Annotated in this window: 14 protein-coding genes and 1 riboswitch; of the genes, 11 read left to right on the top strand and 3 right to left on the bottom strand. The window is 65.8% G+C overall.

The window, feature by feature from the left end; translation table 11 throughout:
* Positions 1 to 160: 160 nt before the first annotated feature.
* From J3489_RS32090 to thpR, 3 genes are all read left to right on the top strand, one after another.
* Entirely contained in the window at positions 161 to 4864 is a 4704-nt protein-coding gene (locus J3489_RS32090) for a glutamate synthase-related protein (RefSeq protein ID WP_207004851.1), read from the top strand.
* Positions 4865 to 4985: 121 nt separating this feature from the next.
* A complete protein-coding gene (locus J3489_RS32085; protein ID WP_207004850.1) occupies positions 4986 to 6452 on the top strand; it encodes a glutamate synthase subunit beta in 1467 nt (488 codons plus the stop codon).
* 205 nt (positions 6453 to 6657) lie between these two features.
* Entirely contained in the window at positions 6658 to 7206 is a 549-nt protein-coding gene (gene thpR / locus J3489_RS32080) for an RNA 2',3'-cyclic phosphodiesterase (protein ID WP_309491453.1), read from the top strand.
* 16 nt (positions 7207 to 7222) lie between these two features.
* On the opposite strand, the gene J3489_RS32075 is transcribed toward thpR, so the two are convergent.
* The 3 genes from J3489_RS32075 to J3489_RS32065 form a co-directional block, all read right to left on the bottom strand.
* Complete coding sequence (locus tag J3489_RS32075) at positions 7223 to 8491, bottom strand: D-amino acid dehydrogenase (RefSeq protein WP_207004849.1); 1269 nt, start codon at positions 8489 to 8491, stop codon at positions 7223 to 7225.
* 40 nt (positions 8492 to 8531) lie between these two features.
* Positions 8532 to 9791, bottom strand: a complete 1260-nt coding sequence (locus J3489_RS32070) for an MFS transporter (protein WP_207004848.1) — start codon at positions 9789 to 9791, stop codon at positions 8532 to 8534.
* Positions 9792 to 9893: 102 nt separating this feature from the next.
* Positions 9894 to 11654, bottom strand: coding sequence for an ABC transporter ATP-binding protein/permease (locus tag J3489_RS32065; protein ID WP_207004847.1), 1761 nt, complete (start codon positions 11652 to 11654; stop codon positions 9894 to 9896).
* 361 nt (positions 11655 to 12015) lie between these two features.
* Positions 12016 to 12133, top strand: a riboswitch (TPP riboswitch).
* Between the two features lie 128 nt (positions 12134 to 12261).
* On the opposite strand from J3489_RS32065, the gene J3489_RS32060 reads away from it, so the two are divergent.
* The 8 genes from J3489_RS32060 to J3489_RS32025 form a co-directional block, all read left to right on the top strand.
* A complete protein-coding gene (locus J3489_RS32060; protein ID WP_207004846.1) occupies positions 12262 to 13476 on the top strand; it encodes an FAD-dependent oxidoreductase in 1215 nt (404 codons plus the stop codon).
* A gap of 23 nt (positions 13477 to 13499) precedes the next feature.
* Positions 13500 to 13697, top strand: a complete 198-nt coding sequence (gene thiS / locus J3489_RS32055) for a sulfur carrier protein ThiS (protein ID WP_207004845.1) — start codon at positions 13500 to 13502, stop codon at positions 13695 to 13697.
* Between the two features lie 107 nt (positions 13698 to 13804).
* Positions 13805 to 14701 (top strand): thiazole synthase, encoded by an 897-nt coding sequence (locus tag J3489_RS32050; protein WP_242540475.1) that lies wholly within the window; start codon positions 13805 to 13807, stop codon positions 14699 to 14701.
* Positions 14698 to 15810, top strand: a complete 1113-nt coding sequence (gene thiE, locus J3489_RS32045; RefSeq protein WP_207004844.1) for a thiamine phosphate synthase — start codon at positions 14698 to 14700, stop codon at positions 15808 to 15810. The genes J3489_RS32050 and thiE overlap by 4 nt, the downstream gene beginning before the upstream one ends.
* Positions 15811 to 15913: 103 nt before the next feature.
* Positions 15914 to 16738 (top strand): ABC transporter ATP-binding protein, encoded by an 825-nt coding sequence (locus tag J3489_RS32040; protein WP_207004843.1) that lies wholly within the window; start codon positions 15914 to 15916, stop codon positions 16736 to 16738.
* Positions 16735 to 17502 (top strand): lipid asymmetry maintenance ABC transporter permease subunit MlaE, encoded by a 768-nt coding sequence (gene mlaE / locus J3489_RS32035; protein WP_207004842.1) that lies wholly within the window; start codon positions 16735 to 16737, stop codon positions 17500 to 17502. Before J3489_RS32040 ends, mlaE begins: the two co-directional genes overlap by 4 nt.
* 77 nt (positions 17503 to 17579) lie before the next feature.
* A complete protein-coding gene (gene mlaD, locus J3489_RS32030) occupies positions 17580 to 18101 on the top strand; it encodes an outer membrane lipid asymmetry maintenance protein MlaD (protein ID WP_207004841.1) in 522 nt (173 codons plus the stop codon).
* A 25-nt stretch (positions 18102 to 18126) separates the two neighbouring features.
* The coding region (locus J3489_RS32025; RefSeq protein ID WP_207004840.1) for an MlaA family lipoprotein at positions 18127 to 18963 on the top strand (837 nt) is incomplete at its 3' end.

Below are 18963 nucleotides of genomic sequence, written 5' to 3'. Positions count from 1 at the left end.
CTATTCCTTTGATTCGTCGCGTATATTCCGAATTCCGGCGGTTCCCAGGCGCACAACGCAGGAAGCCCGATCGCCCCCCGCGGCTGCACACCGGCACAGCGAATGGCGGAACAACAAATGGTTTAACGGCCGCTTAAGGCCCTTCTCACACGGTGTCCCCATGAACGACCCCCTGCAACCGATGCACTCGGTCCCCGCCGCGCAAGGTCTGTATGACCCGCAAAACGAGCACGACGCCTGCGGCGTCGGCTTCGTCGCCCACATCAAGGGCAAGAAAAGCCACGACATCATTCAGCAAGGCCTGAAGATTCTCGAGAACCTCGACCACCGGGGCGCCGTCGGCGCCGATCCGCTGATGGGCGACGGCGCGGGCATCCTGATTCAGATCCCGGACGGCTTCTATCGCGAGGAAATGGCGCGTCAGGGCGTGACGCTGCCGCCCGCGGGCGAATACGGCGTCGGCATGATCTTCCTGCCGAAGGAGCACGCGTCGCGCCTCGCGTGCGAGCAGGAGCTCGAGCGCACGGTGAAGGCCGAAGGCCAGGTCGTGCTGGGCTGGCGCGACGTGCCGGTCGATCATGCGATGCCGATCTCGCCGGCCGTGAAGGCGACCGAGCCGCTGATCCGCCAGATCTTCATCGGCCGCGGCAAGGACATCATGGTCACGGACGCGCTCGAGCGGAAGCTGTACGTGATCCGTAAGACTGCGAGCCACCGCATCCAGGCGCTCAAGCTCAAGCACGGCAAGGAATACTTCGTGCCGTCGATGTCGGCGCGCACGGTGGTCTACAAAGGTCTATTGCTCGCGGGCCAGGTCGGCGTGTACTACCGCGACTTGCAGGACGAGCGCGTCGTCTCGGCGCTGGCGCTCGTGCACCAGCGCTTCTCGACGAACACGTTCCCGGCCTGGGAACTCGCGCACCCGTACCGGATGATCGCGCACAACGGCGAGATCAACACCGTGAAGGGCAACGTGAACTGGCTGAACGCGCGCACCGGCGCGATCGCCTCGCACGTGCTCGGCGACGACCTGCCGAAGCTCTGGCCGCTGATCTACCCGGGCCAATCCGATACTGCGTCGTTCGACAACTGTCTCGAGCTGCTGGTGATGGCGGGCTATCCGCTCGTCCACGCGATGATGATGATGATTCCCGAAGCGTGGGAACAGCACACGCTGATGGACGACAACCGCCGCGCGTTCTACGAATACCACGCCGCGATGATGGAGCCCTGGGACGGCCCCGCCGCGATCGCGTTCACCGACGGCCGCCAGATCGGCGCGACCCTCGACCGCAACGGCCTGCGTCCGGCGCGCTACCTCATCACCGACGACGACCTCGTGATCATGGCGTCGGAAGCCGGCGTGCTGCAGATTCCCGAATCGAAGATCGTCAAGAAGTGGCGCCTGCAGCCGGGCAAGATGTTCCTGATCGACATGGAGCATGGCCGGATCATCGACGACAAGGAACTGAAGGACAACCTCGCGAACGCGAAGCCTTACAAGAGCTGGATCGACGCCGTGCGCATCAAGCTCGACGAGATCGAGCCGAAGGCCGAAGACGTCGCGACGGAGCGCCGCGAAGCCGCTGCGCTGCTCGATCGCCAGCAGGCGTTCGGCTATACGCAGGAGGACCTCAAGTTCTTGATGGCGCCGATGGCGCAGCAGGGCGAGGAGGCCGTCGGCTCGATGGGCAACGACTCGCCGTTGGCCGTCATGTCGAACAAGAACAAGACGCTCTATCACTACTTCAAGCAACTGTTCGCGCAGGTCACGAACCCGCCGATCGACCCGATCCGCGAAAACCTCGTGATGTCGCTCGTGTCGTTCGTCGGCCCGAAGCCGAACCTGCTCGACACCAACAACATCAACCCGCCGATGCGTCTCGAAGTGTCGCAGCCGGTGCTCGACTTCAAGGACATCGCGAAGATCCGCGCGATCGATCAGTATACGGGCGGCAAGTTCAGCTCGTATGAGCTGAACATCTGCTATCCGGTGGCCTGGGGCAAGGAAGGCATCGAAGCGCGCCTGGCGTCGCTGTGCGCGGAAGCCGTCGACGCGGTGAAGTCCGGCTACAACATGCTGATCGTGTCCGACCGCCGCACCGATCGCGACAACGTCGCGATTCCGGCGCTGCTCGCCACCGCCGCGATTCACACGCATCTCGTGAGCCAGGGCCTGCGCACGAGCACGGGCCTCGTCGTCGAGACGGGCTCGGCGCGCGAAACGCACCACTTCGCGCTGCTCGCGGGCTATGGCGCGGAAGCCGTCCACCCGTACCTCGCGATGGAAACGCTTGCGCAGCTCGCACAGGGGATGAAGGGCGACCTGTCGGCGGAAAAGGCCGTCTACAACTTCACGAAGGCGATCGGCAAGGGCTTGCACAAGGTCATGTCGAAGATGGGCATCTCGACCTACATGTCCTATACCGGCGCACAGATTTTCGAAGCGGTCGGTCTCGCGAGCGATCTGGTCGAGAAGTATTTTAGGGGCACGGCGTCGAAGGTCGGCGGGATCGGCCTCTTCGAAGTGGCCGAGGAAGCGATTCGCCTGCATCGCGAAGCGTTCGGCGAGGACCCGGTCCTCTCGACGATGCTCGACGCGGGCGGCGAGTACGCCTACCGCGTGCGCGGCGAAGACCACATGTGGACGCCCGACGCGATCGCGAAGCTCCAGCACTCGGCGCGCAGCAACTCCTATCAGACGTACAAGGAATACGCGCACCTCATCAACGACCAGACCCGCCGCCACATGACGTTCCGCGGCCTGTTCGAGTTCAAGGTCACGCCGGCCAAGGCGATTCCGCTCGACGAAGTCGAGCCCGCGAAGGACATCGTCAAGCGCTTCGCGACGGGCGCGATGTCGCTCGGCTCGATCTCGACCGAGGCGCACGCCACGCTCGCGATCGCGATGAACCGCATCGGCGGCAAGTCGAACACGGGCGAAGGCGGCGAGGACGAGAACCGCTATCGCAACGAGCTGCGCGGCATTCCGATCAAGAACGGCGACACGCTCGCTTCGGTGATCGGTTCCGAGGTTGTGCGCGACATCCCGTTGAAAGACGGCGATTCGCTGCGCTCGAAGATCAAGCAGGTCGCGTCGGGCCGCTTCGGCGTGACGGCGGAATACCTCGCGTCGGCCGATCAGATCCAGATCAAGATGGCGCAAGGCGCGAAGCCGGGCGAGGGCGGTCAGTTGCCGGGGCACAAGGTGTCCGAGTACATCGGCAAGCTGCGTTACTCGGTGCCGGGCGTCGGCCTCATCTCGCCGCCGCCGCACCACGACATCTATTCGATCGAAGACCTCGCGCAGCTGATTCACGATCTGAAGAACGTGAATGCGTCGTCGAGCATTTCGGTGAAGCTCGTGTCGGAAGTGGGCGTCGGCACGGTGGCAGCGGGCGTCGCGAAGGCGAAGGCCGATCACGTCGTGATCGCCGGCCATGACGGCGGCACCGGCGCATCGCCGCTGTCGTCGATCAAGCATGCGGGCACACCGTGGGAGCTGGGTCTCGCCGAAACGCAGCAGACGCTGGTGCTGAACCGCCTGCGCGGGCGCATCCGCGTGCAGGCCGACGGCCAGATGAAGACCGGCCGCGACGTCGTGATCGGCGCGCTGCTCGGCGCCGACGAGTTCGGCTTCGCGACGGCACCGCTCGTCGTCGAAGGCTGCATCATGATGCGCAAGTGCCACCTGAATACATGTCCGGTCGGCGTCGCGACGCAGGATCCGGTGCTGCGCGCGAAGTTCCAGGGCCAGCCCGAGCACGTCGTCAACTTCTTCTTCTTCGTCGCCGAGGAAGTGCGCGAAATCATGGCGCAGCTCGGCATCCGCAAGTTCGACGACCTGATCGGCCGCGCGGACCTGCTCGACACGAAGAAGGGCATCGAGCACTGGAAGGCGAAGGGGCTGGATTTCTCGCGCGTCTTCTATCTGCCGCAGGTCCCGGAAGACGTCGCGCGCAAGCACGTCGAGGAGCAGGACCACGGCCTCGCGCGTGCGCTCGACCATACGCTGATCGAGAAGGCGAAGGCCGCGATCGAGAAGGGCGAGCACGTGTCGTTCATCCAGCCGGTGCGCAACGTGAACCGTACGGTCGGCGCGATGCTGTCCGGCATGATCGCGAAGAAGTACGGCCACGATGGTCTGCCCGACGACGCGATCCATATCCAGCTGAAGGGCACCGCGGGCCAGAGCTTTGGCGCGTTCCTCGCGAAGGGCGTCACGCTCGACCTCGTCGGCGACGGCAACGACTACGTCGGCAAGGGCCTCTCGGGCGGCCGCATCATCATCCGTCCGACCAACGATTTCCGCGGCAAGTCGGAAGAAAACATCATCTGCGGCAACACGGTGATGTACGGCGCGATCGAGGGCGAGGCGTTCCTGCGGGGCGTCGCGGGCGAGCGCTTCTGTGTGCGCAACTCCGGCGCGACCGCGGTGGTTGAAGGCACGGGCGACCACGGCTGCGAATACATGACGGGCGGCACGGTCGTCGTGCTCGGCGAGACGGGCCGCAATTTCGCGGCCGGGATGTCGGGCGGCGCCGCCTACGTGTACGACCCGGAGGGCACGTTCGCCGGCAAGTGCAACAAGTCGATGGTCGCGCTCGATCCGGTCCTGCAGCAGGTCGAGCAGGAACGCACCGTCGATCGCGCGCTGTGGCACGCCGGCCAGACCGATGAGGCGCTGCTCAAGGGGCTCGTCGAACGTCACTTCCAGTTCACCGGCTCGGCGCGTGCGAAGGCGCTGCTCGAGAACTGGGATGCGGCGCGCCGTCAGTTCGTGAAGGTCTTCCCGACCGAATACAAGCGCGCGCTCGGCGAGCTCGGTGCGAAGAAGGCAGGCAAGGAAGCCATGGCCGCCTGATTCGCAACGGACGACACCCGAGACTGACGACACATCGCCAGCGATTAGCGAAACGCACCCGCCGCCAAAGTGCGGCGGGCGCCGATCTCCTCACCGATACAGAGATTTAGAAGAGAACCCCATGGGCAAGGCAACCGGTTTTCTCGAGTACGAACGCCGCCACGAGGCGTACGAAGCACCGCTCACGCGAGTGAAGCACTACAAGGAATTCGTCGCGGCGCTGACCGACGACGAAGCGAAGATCCAAGGCGCGCGTTGCATGGACTGCGGCATTCCGTTTTGCAACAACGGCTGCCCGGTGAACAACATCATCCCGGACTTCAACGACCTGGTGTTCCATCAAGATTGGAAGCACGCGATCGAAGTCCTGCACTCGACCAACAACTTCCCCGAGTTCACGGGCCGCATTTGCCCGGCGCCGTGCGAAGCGGCGTGCACGCTCGGCATCAACGCGGACCCGGTCGGCATCAAGTCGATCGAACACGCGATCATAGATAAAGCCTGGGCCGAAGGCTGGGTCGCCCCGCAGCCGCCGAAGCACAAGACGGGCAAGAAGGTGGCCGTGGTCGGCTCGGGCCCGGCGGGGCTCGCGGTTGCGCAGCAGCTTGCGCGCGCCGGGCACGAGGTGACCGTGTTCGAGAAGAACGACCGGATCGGCGGACTCCTGCGCTACGGCATCCCCGATTTCAAGCTCGAAAAGTGGCTGATCGACCGCCGCATGCGCCAGATGGAAGCCGAAGGCGTGACGTTCCGCGCGAGCGTTTTCATCGGTAAAGATCCGCTTCCGGCGCACATCGGCAACACCGCGAAGGAAACCATCACGCCCGCTGAGCTGAAGGAACAGTTCGACGCCGTCGTGATCGCGGGCGGTTCGGAAACGCCGCGCGATCTGCCGGTACCGGGCCGCGAGCTGGCGGGCATCCACTACGCGATGGAAATCCTGCCGCAGCAGAACAAGGTCAACGCCGGCGACAAGGTTCCCGACCCGCTGCTCGCGAAGGGCAAGCACGTCGTCGTGATCGGTGGTGGCGATACGGGTTCGGACTGCGTCGGCACGTCGAACCGCCACGGCGCGAAGAGCGTCACGCAGTTCGAGCTGCTGCCGCAGCCGCCCGAAGAAGAGAACAAGCCGCTCGTGTGGCCGTACTGGCCGGTCAAGCTGCGCACGTCGTCGTCGCATGAGGAAGGCTGCGAGCGCGATTGGTCGGTGGCGACCAAGCGCTTCGAAGGCAAGAACGGCAAGGTCGAGAAGCTGATCGCGGCGCGCCTCGAATGGAAGGACGGCAAGATGCAGGAAGTGCCGGGCTCCGAGTTCGAGATGAAGGCCGATCTCGTGCTGCTCGCGATGGGCTTCACGCAGCCGTGCTCGCCGGTGCTCGAAGCGTTCGGCGTCGACAAGGATCCGCGCGGCAACGTGCGCGCGTCGACCGAAGGCGACAAGGCGTATTGCACGTCGGTCGAAGGCGTGTTTACGGCGGGCGATATGCGCCGCGGTCAATCGCTCGTCGTCTGGGCGATTCGTGAAGGCCGCCAATGCGCTCGCTCGGTCGATGCGTTCCTGATGGGGCATTCGGATTTGCCGCGCTGAAGCGATCCGGAGAACGCCCGCCAGGTCAGTTTGCAGGGCTGGGTGGAGACGATAAGGCAGTACCGAAGGCCGGGCGCCCGCGAGGGCGACCCGGCCTCGCTACATCTGACTGCATCCGGTGCGCCGGCGCAGTAAAGTAAAGGAGTCGAACGAGATAGACAGGTCGCGATAGCGGTGCTCGGCCAATGGACGAACGGAGGCGTTTGTGGACGACGAATGGCAACGCTGCTTCATCGCACTCGCACCCGATACGGGAACGCGCGAGATGCTCTCGGCGCTCCCTTCGCCGCCCGTCGCACGGCGGGTGCCCGTCGATCAGCTGCATCTGACGGTTGCGTTTCTCGGCACGATTTCCGCCTGCAAGGGCGGGCTGCTTGGGTATGCGCTGCCGTCGGTTGCCGAGGCGCTGCCGGTATTTCGCACGGAGCGCATCGAGCATTGGCCGGGGCCGGCGCATCCGCGCCTGACCGTGGCGGTGCTCGCGAAATCCGACAAGTTGTTTGCGCTCGCTGCCCGCCTGAGGGCGCTTCTCGAGGAGCTGGATCTGCCAATGGACGATCGCGCGTTCCGGCCGCACATCACGCTCGCCCGGTTTCCGCGCGACGCGTCGGCGCTTTGCGAATTGCCGGTGCCCGTCGCCGGGCTGACGATCCGTTTCGACACGCTTGCGCTCTACTCGAGCACGCTTGCGCGGCACGGCGCACGCTATAGCGAGCTGGCGTCGGCGGCGCTGCCGGAGGACGAGGAGGGCTGACCCCGCCCGCACGCCGCTACGCGCGATATCGCGCCATCGTCAGCCCATCGAGATCGATCTCCGGCTTTGCGCCCGTGACGAGATCCGCAACCACCTTCCCCGACCCCATCGACATCGCCCAACCCGTCGAGCCGTGCCCGAGGTTCAGCCACAACCCGTCGATGCCGCACGGCCCGACGAGCGGCGCGCCGTCGGGCGTCATCGGCCGGCGGCCGACCCAGAATTGCGCGGCCGACGGCTTGGCCGCGTGCGGGAACCAGTCGTCGAGCACTTTCATGAGCGTTTCCAGCGCCTGTTTGCGCAGCGTCGCGCGACGGTCCCCGAGTTCCGCGGTGCCGGCGATCCGCAGGTTCGGGCCGAACCGCGTGATCGCCGTCTTCAGCGATTCGTCCATCAGCGCGGCGCGTGGCGCTTTTTCGTCGTCGACGACGGGAAGCGTCGCCGAATAGCCCTTCACCGGATAGAGCGGCACCTTCACGCCAAGCGGCGCAAGCAGATCGACGCTATCGACGCCGAGCGCGGTCACGACCGCAGCGGCGGTCAGTGTCTGCTGATTGCCGTGTACGCCTTCAATGCGCACGCCGCGCAGCTTGCCGCCTTGCACGTCGAGCGAGATCGCGCGCGTGTCAAAGCGAAACTGCACGCCGTTCGCCTCGCAGACGGCGCGCAACTCGCGCGTGAAGGTTGCGCAATCGCCGGCTTCATCGTCGGGGAGATAAAGCCCTGCGTATGGCGCTTGCCGCGCCCAGCGCAGGCCCGGCTCGATCTGCGCGCATTCGGCGCCGGTCACTTCGCGATGCGCGATGCCCGCGTCGCGAAGCACGGCGAGCGCGGGCTGTGCAAGCTCGACGTCGAATTCGCTGCGAAAAAGCTGCAGATAGCCCTGGCTCCTGCGGTAGTCGAACACATGCCGACCGCGAGACTCGTGCAGGCACGCGCGGCTGTAGTACGCCACGCGCTGCATCCGCTCCTTGTTCACGCGAAACCGCGCGAGGTCGCATTCGCGCAGCCAGCGAGCGATCCAGCGCCACTGCGCGGCGTCGAGGGCCGGCCGGAAGATCAGCGGCGACGCGGGCTTGAACAGGTACTTGAGGATCTTCGCCGGCATGCCGGGCGCGGCCCACGGCGTCACGTAGCCGGGCGCGATCACGCCTGCGTTGCCGAAGCTGGTGGCTAGCGCGACGTCCGGCTCGCGTTCGATGACGGTGACGTCGCAGCCTCGTTCGCGGAGATAAAACGCGGTGGCGACGCCGATCACGCCGCCGCCGAGGACAATCGTATGCATGGTCGAAATACGTGGTGAAGCTGGGGTGTGACGCTTTGCTTTACTGCGCCGGAGCGGGCGCCGCCAGCGACTTGCCGCGCGTCTCCGGCAGCGCGAGCGCGGCAAGGATCACGAGCAGATAGCCGCTGCCGGCGACAAGTCCGATCGCTTTGACGAGCGTCGTCGATTGCGAAAGCACGCCGACCAGAATCGGGAAGAACGAGCCCAGCCCGCGCCCGAGGTTGTAGCAGAAGCCCTGTCCCGAGCCGCGGATCGCGTTCGGATACAGCTCGGACAGATACGCGCCGACGCCCGCGAAGATACCCTGCACGACGATGCCGAGCGGGAAGCCGAGCAGCAGCATCGCGCTGTCGGTGATCGGCAGCATCGTGTAGGTCATGCCGAGCACGAACGAGCCGAGCGCGAACAGCATGAACGACGCGCGCCGGCCGATCTTGTCCGAGAGGATTGCGCCGACGATGTAGCCGCAGAACGAGCCGATGATCAGCACGACCAAATAGCCGCTCGTATTGAAGACCGACAGATGGCGCACGGTTTTCAGATAGGTAGGCAGCCACGTGGTGATCGCGTAGTAGCCGCCGAGCATGCCCGTGCACAGCACGCTGCCGAGCAGCGTCGCCTTCAGGTGCGGCCCCGTGAAGATCTGCAGGAAGTGGGACGTATCGAGGCCGGCGTCGCGCGCGCGGCGCGTCGCCAGAAAGATGTCGGGATCGCTCACGTTGCGGCGGATATAGAGAATCCACAGCGCCGGGACGATGCCGATCCAGAAGCACGCGCGCCACGCGTATTGCTCGGGCAGGAGCGCGAAGAAGGCCCAATAGAGGATGGCCGCGGCGCCCCAGCCGAACGACCAGCTGCTTTGCACCGTGCCGACCGCCTTCGCGCGATGCTCGGGCGAGCGGATCGTCTCCGCCATCATGATCGTGACGACCGACCATTCGCCGCCGAAGCCGATGCCCTGCAGCGTGCGCGTCGTGAGCAGCTGCCAGAACGAGTGCGTGAAGCCGGACAGGCAGGTGAAGAGGGCGAAGGTGGCGATCGTCCATTGCAGCACGCGCACCCGGCCATAGCGATCGGCGAGGATGCCGGCGAGCCACCCGCCCGCCGCCGATGAGATCAGCGAGCTGGTCGCGATCATCCCCGCTTCGCTTTTCGTCATGCCCCAGGTCGCGATCAGCGTCGGGATCAGGAACGAGTAGATCATGAAGTCGAAAGCATCGACCGCATAACCGCCGAACCCGGCGTAGAGCGTGCGGCGCTCGCGCGTCGATAGTTCGGCGAACCATTGGATGGAACGCATCGGGTAGGTCTCCTGTCCCATGCAAAGCTCTTGCAGCAGGTCAAGGAGACCCGCCCTGGTTTGGCGGGTATTCTACGGCGCGGGCAGGCCCTCCGGGCGCGTTCATGCGACTGCGCGTTCGCCGGAACGCTCGACCTCGAGCGTCTCGTCATGGAATGCCGCGAGCGACTCGCGATGCGCGATGCTCACGATTGCCGCCTTCGGCAGCCGCTCGTTGAAGAGGTGATAGAGACGCGCTTCGTTATCGGCGTCGAGCGCGCTCGTCGCTTCGTCGAGGAACAGGTAGTCGGGCTTGTGCAGCAGCGCGCGGGCGCCCGCGAGACGCTGCTGCTCGCCGGGCGACAGCACGCGCGCCCAGTGCGCAGACTCGGCGAGGCGGTCGACATAATCGTCGAGCCGGCAGACGCGCAGCGCTTCGCGGCATTCTTCATCGGTGAAGATATCCGCGGCAGACGGATAGGCGAGCGCTGCTTTTAAAGTACCGATCGGCAGATAGCTCTGCTGCGGGATGAACATCATGCGCGCGGCGACGGGCGCGTCGATCGCGCCGTCGCCGAACGGCCACAGGCCCGCGAGCGCGCGCATCAGCGTGCTCTTGCCCGCGCCCGACGGTCCGCGCACGAGCCAGCGCGAGCCCGGCTTGATCGCGACATTGCCGATCGTCGTAAGCTCGGTGCCGTTGGGCAGCGCGAGCTTCAGGCCCTCGGTGGTGAGCGTGTTCGAATCGACGTAGTGCAGGTTGATGCCGCCGTGCTCGGTCGCGGGCAGCACTGATTCCTTCAGGTGCGTCGCGCCCATCACGCGCTTGAATTCGCGCAACCGGTTGACGGTGGCGCGCCAGTCGACCAAGGTCGCGTAACTGTTGATGAACCACGAGAACGAATCGCTGACGGTGCCGAACGCGGACGCGATCTGCATCAGCACGCCGAACGTGAACGCGCCCGCGAAGTAGCGGGGCGCCGCGACGATCAACGGGAAGATGATGGCGATCTGCCCGTAGAAGCTGAGCACGAAGGTGAGCCGCTTCGTGTACTTCATGATCAGCCAGAAGTTCTGGCGAATCCGCTCGAAGGTGTTCTTCGCGTTGGTGCCCTCGGTCTCCATGCCGTTGTAGAACGCGATTTGCTCGGCGTTCTCGCGCACACGGATCAGGCCGAATCGGAAATCCGCTTCGACGCGCTGTTGCTGGTAGTTGATCGAGACGAGCGGATGGCCGAACTTCTGGATCACGAACGACCCGCCCAATGCGTAGAGCGCCGCCGCCCACACCATGTAGCCGGGAATCATGAGCGGCATGCCGCCGAGCGTCAGCGACAACGCACCCGCGAGCGACCACAGGATCGTCACGAACGACACGAGCGTGACGACCGTCGACAGCAAATCGAGCGAGAGCGCGAGCGTCGTCGTCGCGAACGAGTTGAGGTCTTCGGTGATCCGCTGGTCGGGGTTGTCGGCGAGGCGGTCGCGCTCGATCCGGTAGAACGTGCTCTGGCCGAGCCATTCGTTCAGATACTTCTTCGTGAGCCACTGCCTCCAGCGAAAGCCGAGCATCTGCCGGAGGTAGCGGCCGTACACGGCGAGGATGATGAAGGCGAATGCGAGCACCGTGAAGACCATCAACAGGTGCGGGAAATGCTGGACGTCCTTCGATTGCAGCGCGTTGTAGAAATCCGCGTTCCACTTGTTGATCTTGACGTTGATCCACACGACCGCCAGATTCATCACGATGATCGCTGCGAGCAGCCCCCACGCGATCTTCCATTCTTCGGACACCCAATAGGGCTTGGTGAGGCTCCACGCGGAAATCCGGTTCGAATCTCGCGGCACGCCGCTTGGCGAGGACTTGGAAAGGGTTGGGTTCATGAACTTCCCGATGATGTGCCGGCTCACGGCGATTGCGACGCGCGCAGCGCGGGGGCAGCGCGAAACGTCCGATTCTTACGTGAGCCTCTTAAAAGAGTCTTAACGGTCCTGGCAAGCGATTCCGACTGGGGTAAACGAACGCAAGGCTGAACGTGCCGGCACCCAGCGCGCGCCTGTGCTCACGGCATTGTGCCAGACACTCGCCCCTGTCTTAAAAACGATCGTGCCTTAACGCGCAGGCGTGTGCCTGGCCGCTGGGAAAGCACAAGAAATCGGGGCCCATTATCTCGATTTGGTGACCTGAGCAGGGTACGGGACATTCCGGTTTGCGGCCGTTTCGGCTTTTATGGTCTAATGGCCGACGACGAAACAGGGGTGCTTCGCATGCGGGCGGGACGGCAGTACCGCGGTGAGGCTGAGAGAGACCCTTTGCACCCGATCCGGGTAATACCGGCGCGGGAAGTTTCCGGAAGTCAACTTGGCTTCCATTGGATTTCGATTCCCGCCGGGCTGCGTCCACCATTTGGGCGCCTTACGTCCGGCCGGCCTTACCCGCCGGTTTCGTCCTTGGGTACGTGCGCTTTGCCGTACAGAAAGGATCGATCCGATGAACGCTCATTCTTCAGTTGTTTCTTCGTCAGCCGCTTGGCGTCAACCTGGCCGGCCGGATTTCGCCGTGCTAGGCGGCGGGCTGTGCGGCCGCTTGCTGGCCTGGCGGCTCGCAGGCGCCGGGTACAGCGTGGCGCTGTACGAGCGAGGCGATGCGACAGGTTCGGGCGCGGCTGCCTGGGTCGCTGCGGCGATGCTCGCGCCGCTCGCCGAAGCGGCGAGCGCCGAGTCGCTGATCACCGAGCTTGGCGCCGAATCGCTCGATGCGTGGCCCAAGCTCCTCGCCGAACTGCCTGAGCCCGTTTACTTCCAGCGCAACGGCACGCTCGTCGTCTGGCATCACGCCGATCGCGCCGAAGCGTCGCTGTTCGAGCGGCGCGTGCGCGCGAACGCGCCGGCGTCGCTGTTCGACGGCGGGTTCGTGACGCTCTCCGGCGCGCAAGTCGACAAGGCCGAACCGGCGCTCGGCGGCCGGTTTCACCAAGGCTTGCTGTTGCCGCGCGAAGGGCAGCTCGACAATCGCCAAGTGCTTGCCGCGCTCGCGGCCGGGCTCGCCGAGCGCGGCGTGGCGGCGCAGTGGAATACGAGTGTCGATGACCGCGCGCTGCCGGACGCGCACATCACGATCGATTGCCGCGGGCTCGGCGCGAAGCCGGTGTTGCCCGCATTGCGCGGCATCCGCGGCGAAGTGGCGCGCATCCACGCGCCCGGCATCGGCTTGACAAGGCCGGTGCGGCTGCTGCATCCGCGCTATCCGCTCTACATCGCGCCGAAGCAGAACGATATCTACGTGATTGGCGCGACGGAGATCGAAGGCGAGGACATGTCTCCGGTCAGCGTGCGCTCTGCGCTCGAACTGCTGAGCGCGGCGTTTTCGGTGCATCCTGCCTTTGGGGAGGCGCGCATCCTCGAATTGAATTCGCAGTGCCGCCCGACGCTGCCGGACCATCGTCCGGCGATCACCTGGGATGGCGCGACGATGCTGTCGGTGAACGGGCTCTACCGGCACGGCTACATGATCGTGCCCGAAGTCAGCGCCTGCGCTGCCCGCCTCGCGAGCGCGCTGATCGAGGGACGCATCGCCGATGCCGACGCCTTCGCCGAATGGCGCGGCACCGAGCGCTGGGCGCCGATGCTGCATCTGCGCTGCGAAGCAAGTCCTCTTGGGGGATCGAACGAAAGCGAGCGCGCAATGCCGCGCGCCGAAGCCTGAACCCGACTTAGATTCACAAAGCCATGGATATCCACATCAATCAAAAGCTGCTGTCGCTGCCGGAAGGCGCGAGCATCGCCGACGCGCTCGCTGCGTTCGGCGCGCGGCCGCCGTTCGCGGTCGCGGTGAACGGCGATTTCATCGCGCGCGCGCAGCATGCGGCGCGCGCGTTGCAGGCGGGCGACAAGCTCGACGTCGTCCAGCCGGTCGCCGGCGGCTGACCCGGCTGGCCCGCATTCACCTTTATTTGCCGTCTGTTTTGTTCGCGCGGCTGCCGGATCGACGTTTGGATCGATCGCGGCCCGCCGCCTGAGCCAAGGATTCTCCGATGACATCCAACCTCGCCGCCGATTCGCTGACGCTGTACGGTGAAACCTTCGCGAGCCGCGTGCTGCTCGGCACGTCGCGCTATCCGTCCCTGCAGTCGCTGTCCGATTCGATCGCGGCCGCGAAGCCCGGCATGGTCACGGTCGCGCTGCGCCGGCAGATGAACGCCGACACCGCCGAAGCCGGCTTCTTCGATCTGCTCAAGCGCCATGGCGTGCCGCTCTTGCCGAACACGGCCGGCTGCCAGAGCGTCGCCGAAGCGGTGACGACCGCGCAGATGGCGCGCGAAGTCTTCGAAACCGACTGGATCAAGCTCGAGCTGATCGGCGACGACTACACGCTGCAGCCCGATCCGATCGGCCTGGTCGAAGCGGCGGCGACGCTCGTCAAGTACGGCTTCAAGGTGCTGCCGTACTGCACGGAGGATCTCGTGATCGGCCGGCGTCTGCTCGACGCGGGCTGCGAGGCGCTGATGCCGTGGGGCGCGCCGATCGGCACCGGCAAGGGCGTCGTCAATCCGTATGGGCTGCGTGTGCTGCGCGAGCGTCTGCCGGACGTGCCGCTGATCGTCGACGCCGGACTCGGCGTGCCGTCGCATGCGTGCCAGGTGATGGAGTGGGGCTTCGATGGCGTGTTGCTGAACACGGCGGTGTCGCAGGCGACGCATCCGCCGGCGATGGCGCGCGCGTTCGCGCAAGCGGTCGAGGCGGGGCGCAGCGCTTACCTGGCCGGCCCGATGGCCGAGCGCGACAGCGCAGAGGCGAGCACGCCGGTGGTCGGCATGCCGTTCTGGCATCACGCGGGGGACGACATGAACGACCCCCGAGCTCACCTTCGTTCGCTGCCCCCCGAGGGGGCGCCGCCTCCCTCGGGGCGGCCCGGCGGGAGGGCGGCATGAAGACCCTGTCGTTTGCCGGCCGTGAACGCTTCTGGCCGCCCGCCGACGCGTTGAGCGAAGCGGCCGAGCGCATCCGCGCGCGGCTCGGCGACTGGCCGGCCGCGAGCGCGCAATGGCGCATCTGCCTGATTGCTCCGGACGAACCGCGCGCGGGCGATCTGATTGTCTTCACCGAAGAGAAGTCCGGCGCGCCTGGCCATGCCGGCAGCAGCGCCGCTTGGCTTGCCCAGGGCGCAGGCGTGATCGAGGCGGTCTCGGGCGATGTGGCGCTGCGCCTCGGCGAGGCCCGTTACGCGCTGAACAGCACAGGCCCGCTCGCCGAGGACTGGCTCGCCGCGCTCGCGAGCTTCCTCGACTGCGGCTTCGATCCGCACGACGCGCTCGTGCTGGCGCTCGCTTGGCGCGACGGCGACGAGACGCGCGCCGAAGATGCCTGGCCGGTCGATCTGGCGCGCTTTCCGCGCGTGGCCGATTTGCCGGCTGCGCCGTCGCCGGCGTTCGCGCGCTGCCCCGACCGGCTCGGCCTCTATCCGGTGCTGCCGAGCGCCGATTGGGTCGAACGCGTGCTGGATATGGGCGTGAGGACCACCCAACTACGCTTGAAGCGCGCGGAGCCTGAAGTCCTCGCCGCCGAAATCGCGCGTAGCGTCGCGGCGGGCCGCAAACATGACGCCCAGGTTTTCATCAACGACCACTGGCGCGAAGCGGTTGCGGCGGGCGCTTACGGCGTGCACCTCGGCCAGGAGGACGTCCATACGGCCGATCTCCATGCGATCGCAGCGGCCGGCCTGCGCCTCGGCCTGTCGACGCACGGCTACTACGAGATGCTGACGGCGCTTCATTTCGAGCCGAGCTACATCGCGCTCGGCGCCGTTTTCCCGACCACCACGAAAGTGATGCCGACCGCCCCGCAGGGCCTGGCCCGGCTCGCGCGCTACGTGCGCCTCTTTGACGGCGTGGTGCCGCTCGTCGCGATCGGCGGCATCGACGGCGCCGTGCTGGCCGACGTGCTCGCGACGGGCGTCGGCAGCGCGGCGGTCGTGCGCGCCGTGACCGAGGCCGCCGACCCGGCCGCGGCCGTCGTTGCGCTGCAGCAAACATTCGCGTAATAATCGATTGTCATGATTGCAGCTAAAAGGTAGGGGCGCGTGGCGGCAACATTCGCACGAAGGCCCTATAATTCGCCTTCCGCGTAAAAGGATTGTCAGCTACGTGCCTTCTTCTTCCGAGACCCTACTCGAGCTTCGCAACGTCGACTTCGGCTACAACGACGGCCGGCTCGTCCTGTCGAACCTGAACATGCGCTTCGCGCGCGGGCAGGTGGTGACGGTCATGGGCGGCTCAGGCTGCGGCAAAACCACGGTGTTGCGCTTGATTGGCGGCCTCGTGCGTGCGCGCCGCGGCGAGGTGCTGTTCCAGGGCCAGAGCATCGGCAAGCAGACGCGCGAGGGCCTCTACGCGCTGCGCCGCAAGATGGGCATGCTGTTCCAGTTCGGCGCGCTTTTCACCGATATGTCGGTGTTCGAGAACGTCGCTTTCGCGCTGCGCGAACATACCGATCTTCCCGAAGAACTGATCCGCGACCTGGTGTTGATGAAGCTCAACGCCGTGGGCCTGCGCGGGGCGCGCGACCTCGCGCCGTCCGAGATCTCGGGCGGCATGGCGCGGCGCGTCGCGCTCGCCCGCGCGATCGCGCTCGATCCCGATCTCATGATGTACGACGAGCCGTTCGCCGGCCTCGATCCGATCTCGCTCGGCATCACTGCGAACCTGATCCGCACCCTGAACCAGGCGCTCGGCGCGACCTCGATCCTCGTCACGCACGACGTGCCGGAATCGTTCGCGATCGCCGATTACGTCTACTTCGTCGCGAACGGCGCCGTGCTCGCGGAAGGCACGCCGGCGCAACTGCGCGAATCGGCCGACCCGACGGTGCGCCAGTTCATCGACGCCGCCCCCGACGGCCCGTTCAAGTTCCACTACCCCACTCAAACGTCGCTGGCGGCGGATTTCGGCGTCGGCGGAGGGCACGCATGATCAGCGCAATCGGACGCTCGGTGATCGGCGGCCTGGAGCAGGCCGGCTACGCGGCGCGCATGTTCGTGCGCGTCGTGCTCGAATTCTTCCCGCTCCTGCGCCGGCCGCGTCTTGTCACAAAGCAGATCCACTTCGTCGGTAACTATTCGCTCGTGATCATCGCGGTCTCGGGCCTGTTCGTCGGCTTCGTGCTCGGCCTGCAGGGCTACTACACGCTGAACCGCTACGGGTCGGAGCAGGCGCTGGGCCTTTTGGTCGCGCTGTCGCTCGTGCGCGAGCTCGGGCCGGTCGTCACGGCGCTTCTGTTCGCAGGCCGCGCGGGCACGTCGCTGACCGCCGAAATCGGCCTGATGAAGGCGGGCGAGCAGTTGACGGCGCTCGAAATGATGGCCGTCGATCCGCTCAAGACTGTCATCGCGCCGCGCATGTGGGCGGGCATCATCTCGATGCCGATCCTCGCCGCGATCTTCAGCGCGGTCGGCATCTTCGGCGGCTATGTGGTCGGCGTGATCATGATCGGCGTCGATGCCGGCTCGTTCTGGTCGCAGATGCAGGGCGGGGTCGACGTATGGCGCGACGTCGGCAACGGCGTCATCAAGAGTCTCGTGTTTGGTTTCGCGGTGACGTTCGTCGCGCTCTTCCAGGGCTACGAAGCCAAGCCGACGCCGGAAGGCGTTTCGCGCGCGACGACCAAGACAGTTGTCTACGCGTCGCTGGCCGTGCTCGGTCTCGATTTCCTGCTGACGGCGCTGATGTTCAGCTAAGCCGGCGCTCAAGCTCGGACGAGCGGCGTGAATGAGCGCCGCGCCTGCTTGATACCGCCGCCATGGTTTCTATTGGGATGACGATGAAAAAGAATGTTCTCGACTTCTGGGTCGGCTTGTTCGTGGTACTGGGTTTTATCGCGCTGCTGTTTCTCGCGCTGAAGGCCGGCAACATGAGCTCGCTGTCGTTCCAGGCCACCTATCCGGTCAAGCTCAAGTTCGACAACATCGGCGCCCTCAAGGTGCGCGCGCCGGTGAAGAGCGCGGGCGTGGTGGTCGGCCGGGTCGCTTCGATCGGCTTCGATACGAACACCTATCAGGCGCTCGTCACGATCGACCTCGACAAGCAATACGAATTCCCGAAGGACTCCTCGGCGAAGATCCTCACAGCGGGCCTGCTCGGCGAGCAGTACATCGGCCTCGATGCGGGCGGCGATACCGAAATGCTGAAGGCCGGCGACACGATTGCGATGACGCAGTCGGCGATCGTGCTCGAAAACCTCATCGGACAGTTTTTGTATAGCAAGGCAGCGGATTCGGGTGCCTCGAAGGCGTCGTCGGCACCGGCCCCGGCCCCGGCATCGGGCGCCGGGGGCTAAGCGAGCCAATTCAGGAGACCAAGAAATGCAACCCACATGCGTCAGAAATGCGGCGCTGACGTTCGCAGTGGCGGCCCTGGCCGGCTGCGCGACCGTGCAGACGCCGACGAAGGGTGATCCGCTCGAGGGCTTCAACCGTAGCGTGTTCAAGTTCAACGACACCCTCGACAAATACGCGCTGAAGCCCGTCGCGCAGGGCTACCAGTGGGCCGTGCCGCAACCGGTGCGCACGGGCGTCACGAACTTCTTCTCGAATATCGGCGACGTTTATATCGCGGCGAACAATCTGCTGCAGTTGAAGATCGCGGATGGCGTCAGCGACATCATGCGCGTCACGATCAACACGGTGTTCGGCGTGGGCGGCCTGTTCGACGTCGCGACGATCGCGAAGCTGCCGAAGCACACGGCGGACTTCGGCATCACGCTCGGGCACTACGGCGTGCCGACCGGGCCGTACCTGGTGCTGCCGCTGCTCGGGCCGAGCACCGCGCGCGACGCGGTCGGGCTGGTTGCGGACTACTATGGCAACCCGCTCACTTACGTGGAACCGTCGTCGGTGAGTTGGGCGCTGTTTGGCGTGAACCTCGTCAACACGCGCGCGAACCTGCTCACAGCCGGTGACGTGCTGAGCGGCGCCGCGCTCGACAAATATTCGTTCATTCGCAACGCGTACCTGCAGCGTCGCCAGTATCTGATTTCCGACGGCAACCCGAATGCGGCGCTGCCGAATTACGAACAGTCGCTGCCGAACTACGGCGAGGGCGCTGCAGCGGCAGCCCCGGCGTCGGGCACGGCCGCTGCCGCGACGGCCGCATCGGCGGCCGAGGCGGCAACCGCCGCGTCCAGCGCGACGGCGACGGCT

It is taken from the genome of Trinickia mobilis, assembly GCF_017315705.1.
Lineage (GTDB): Bacteria > Pseudomonadota > Gammaproteobacteria > Burkholderiales > Burkholderiaceae > Trinickia_A > Trinickia_A mobilis.
The sequence above is the reverse complement of the archived record's forward strand: the minus strand, read 5'-3'. Positions and strand labels throughout refer to the sequence as shown.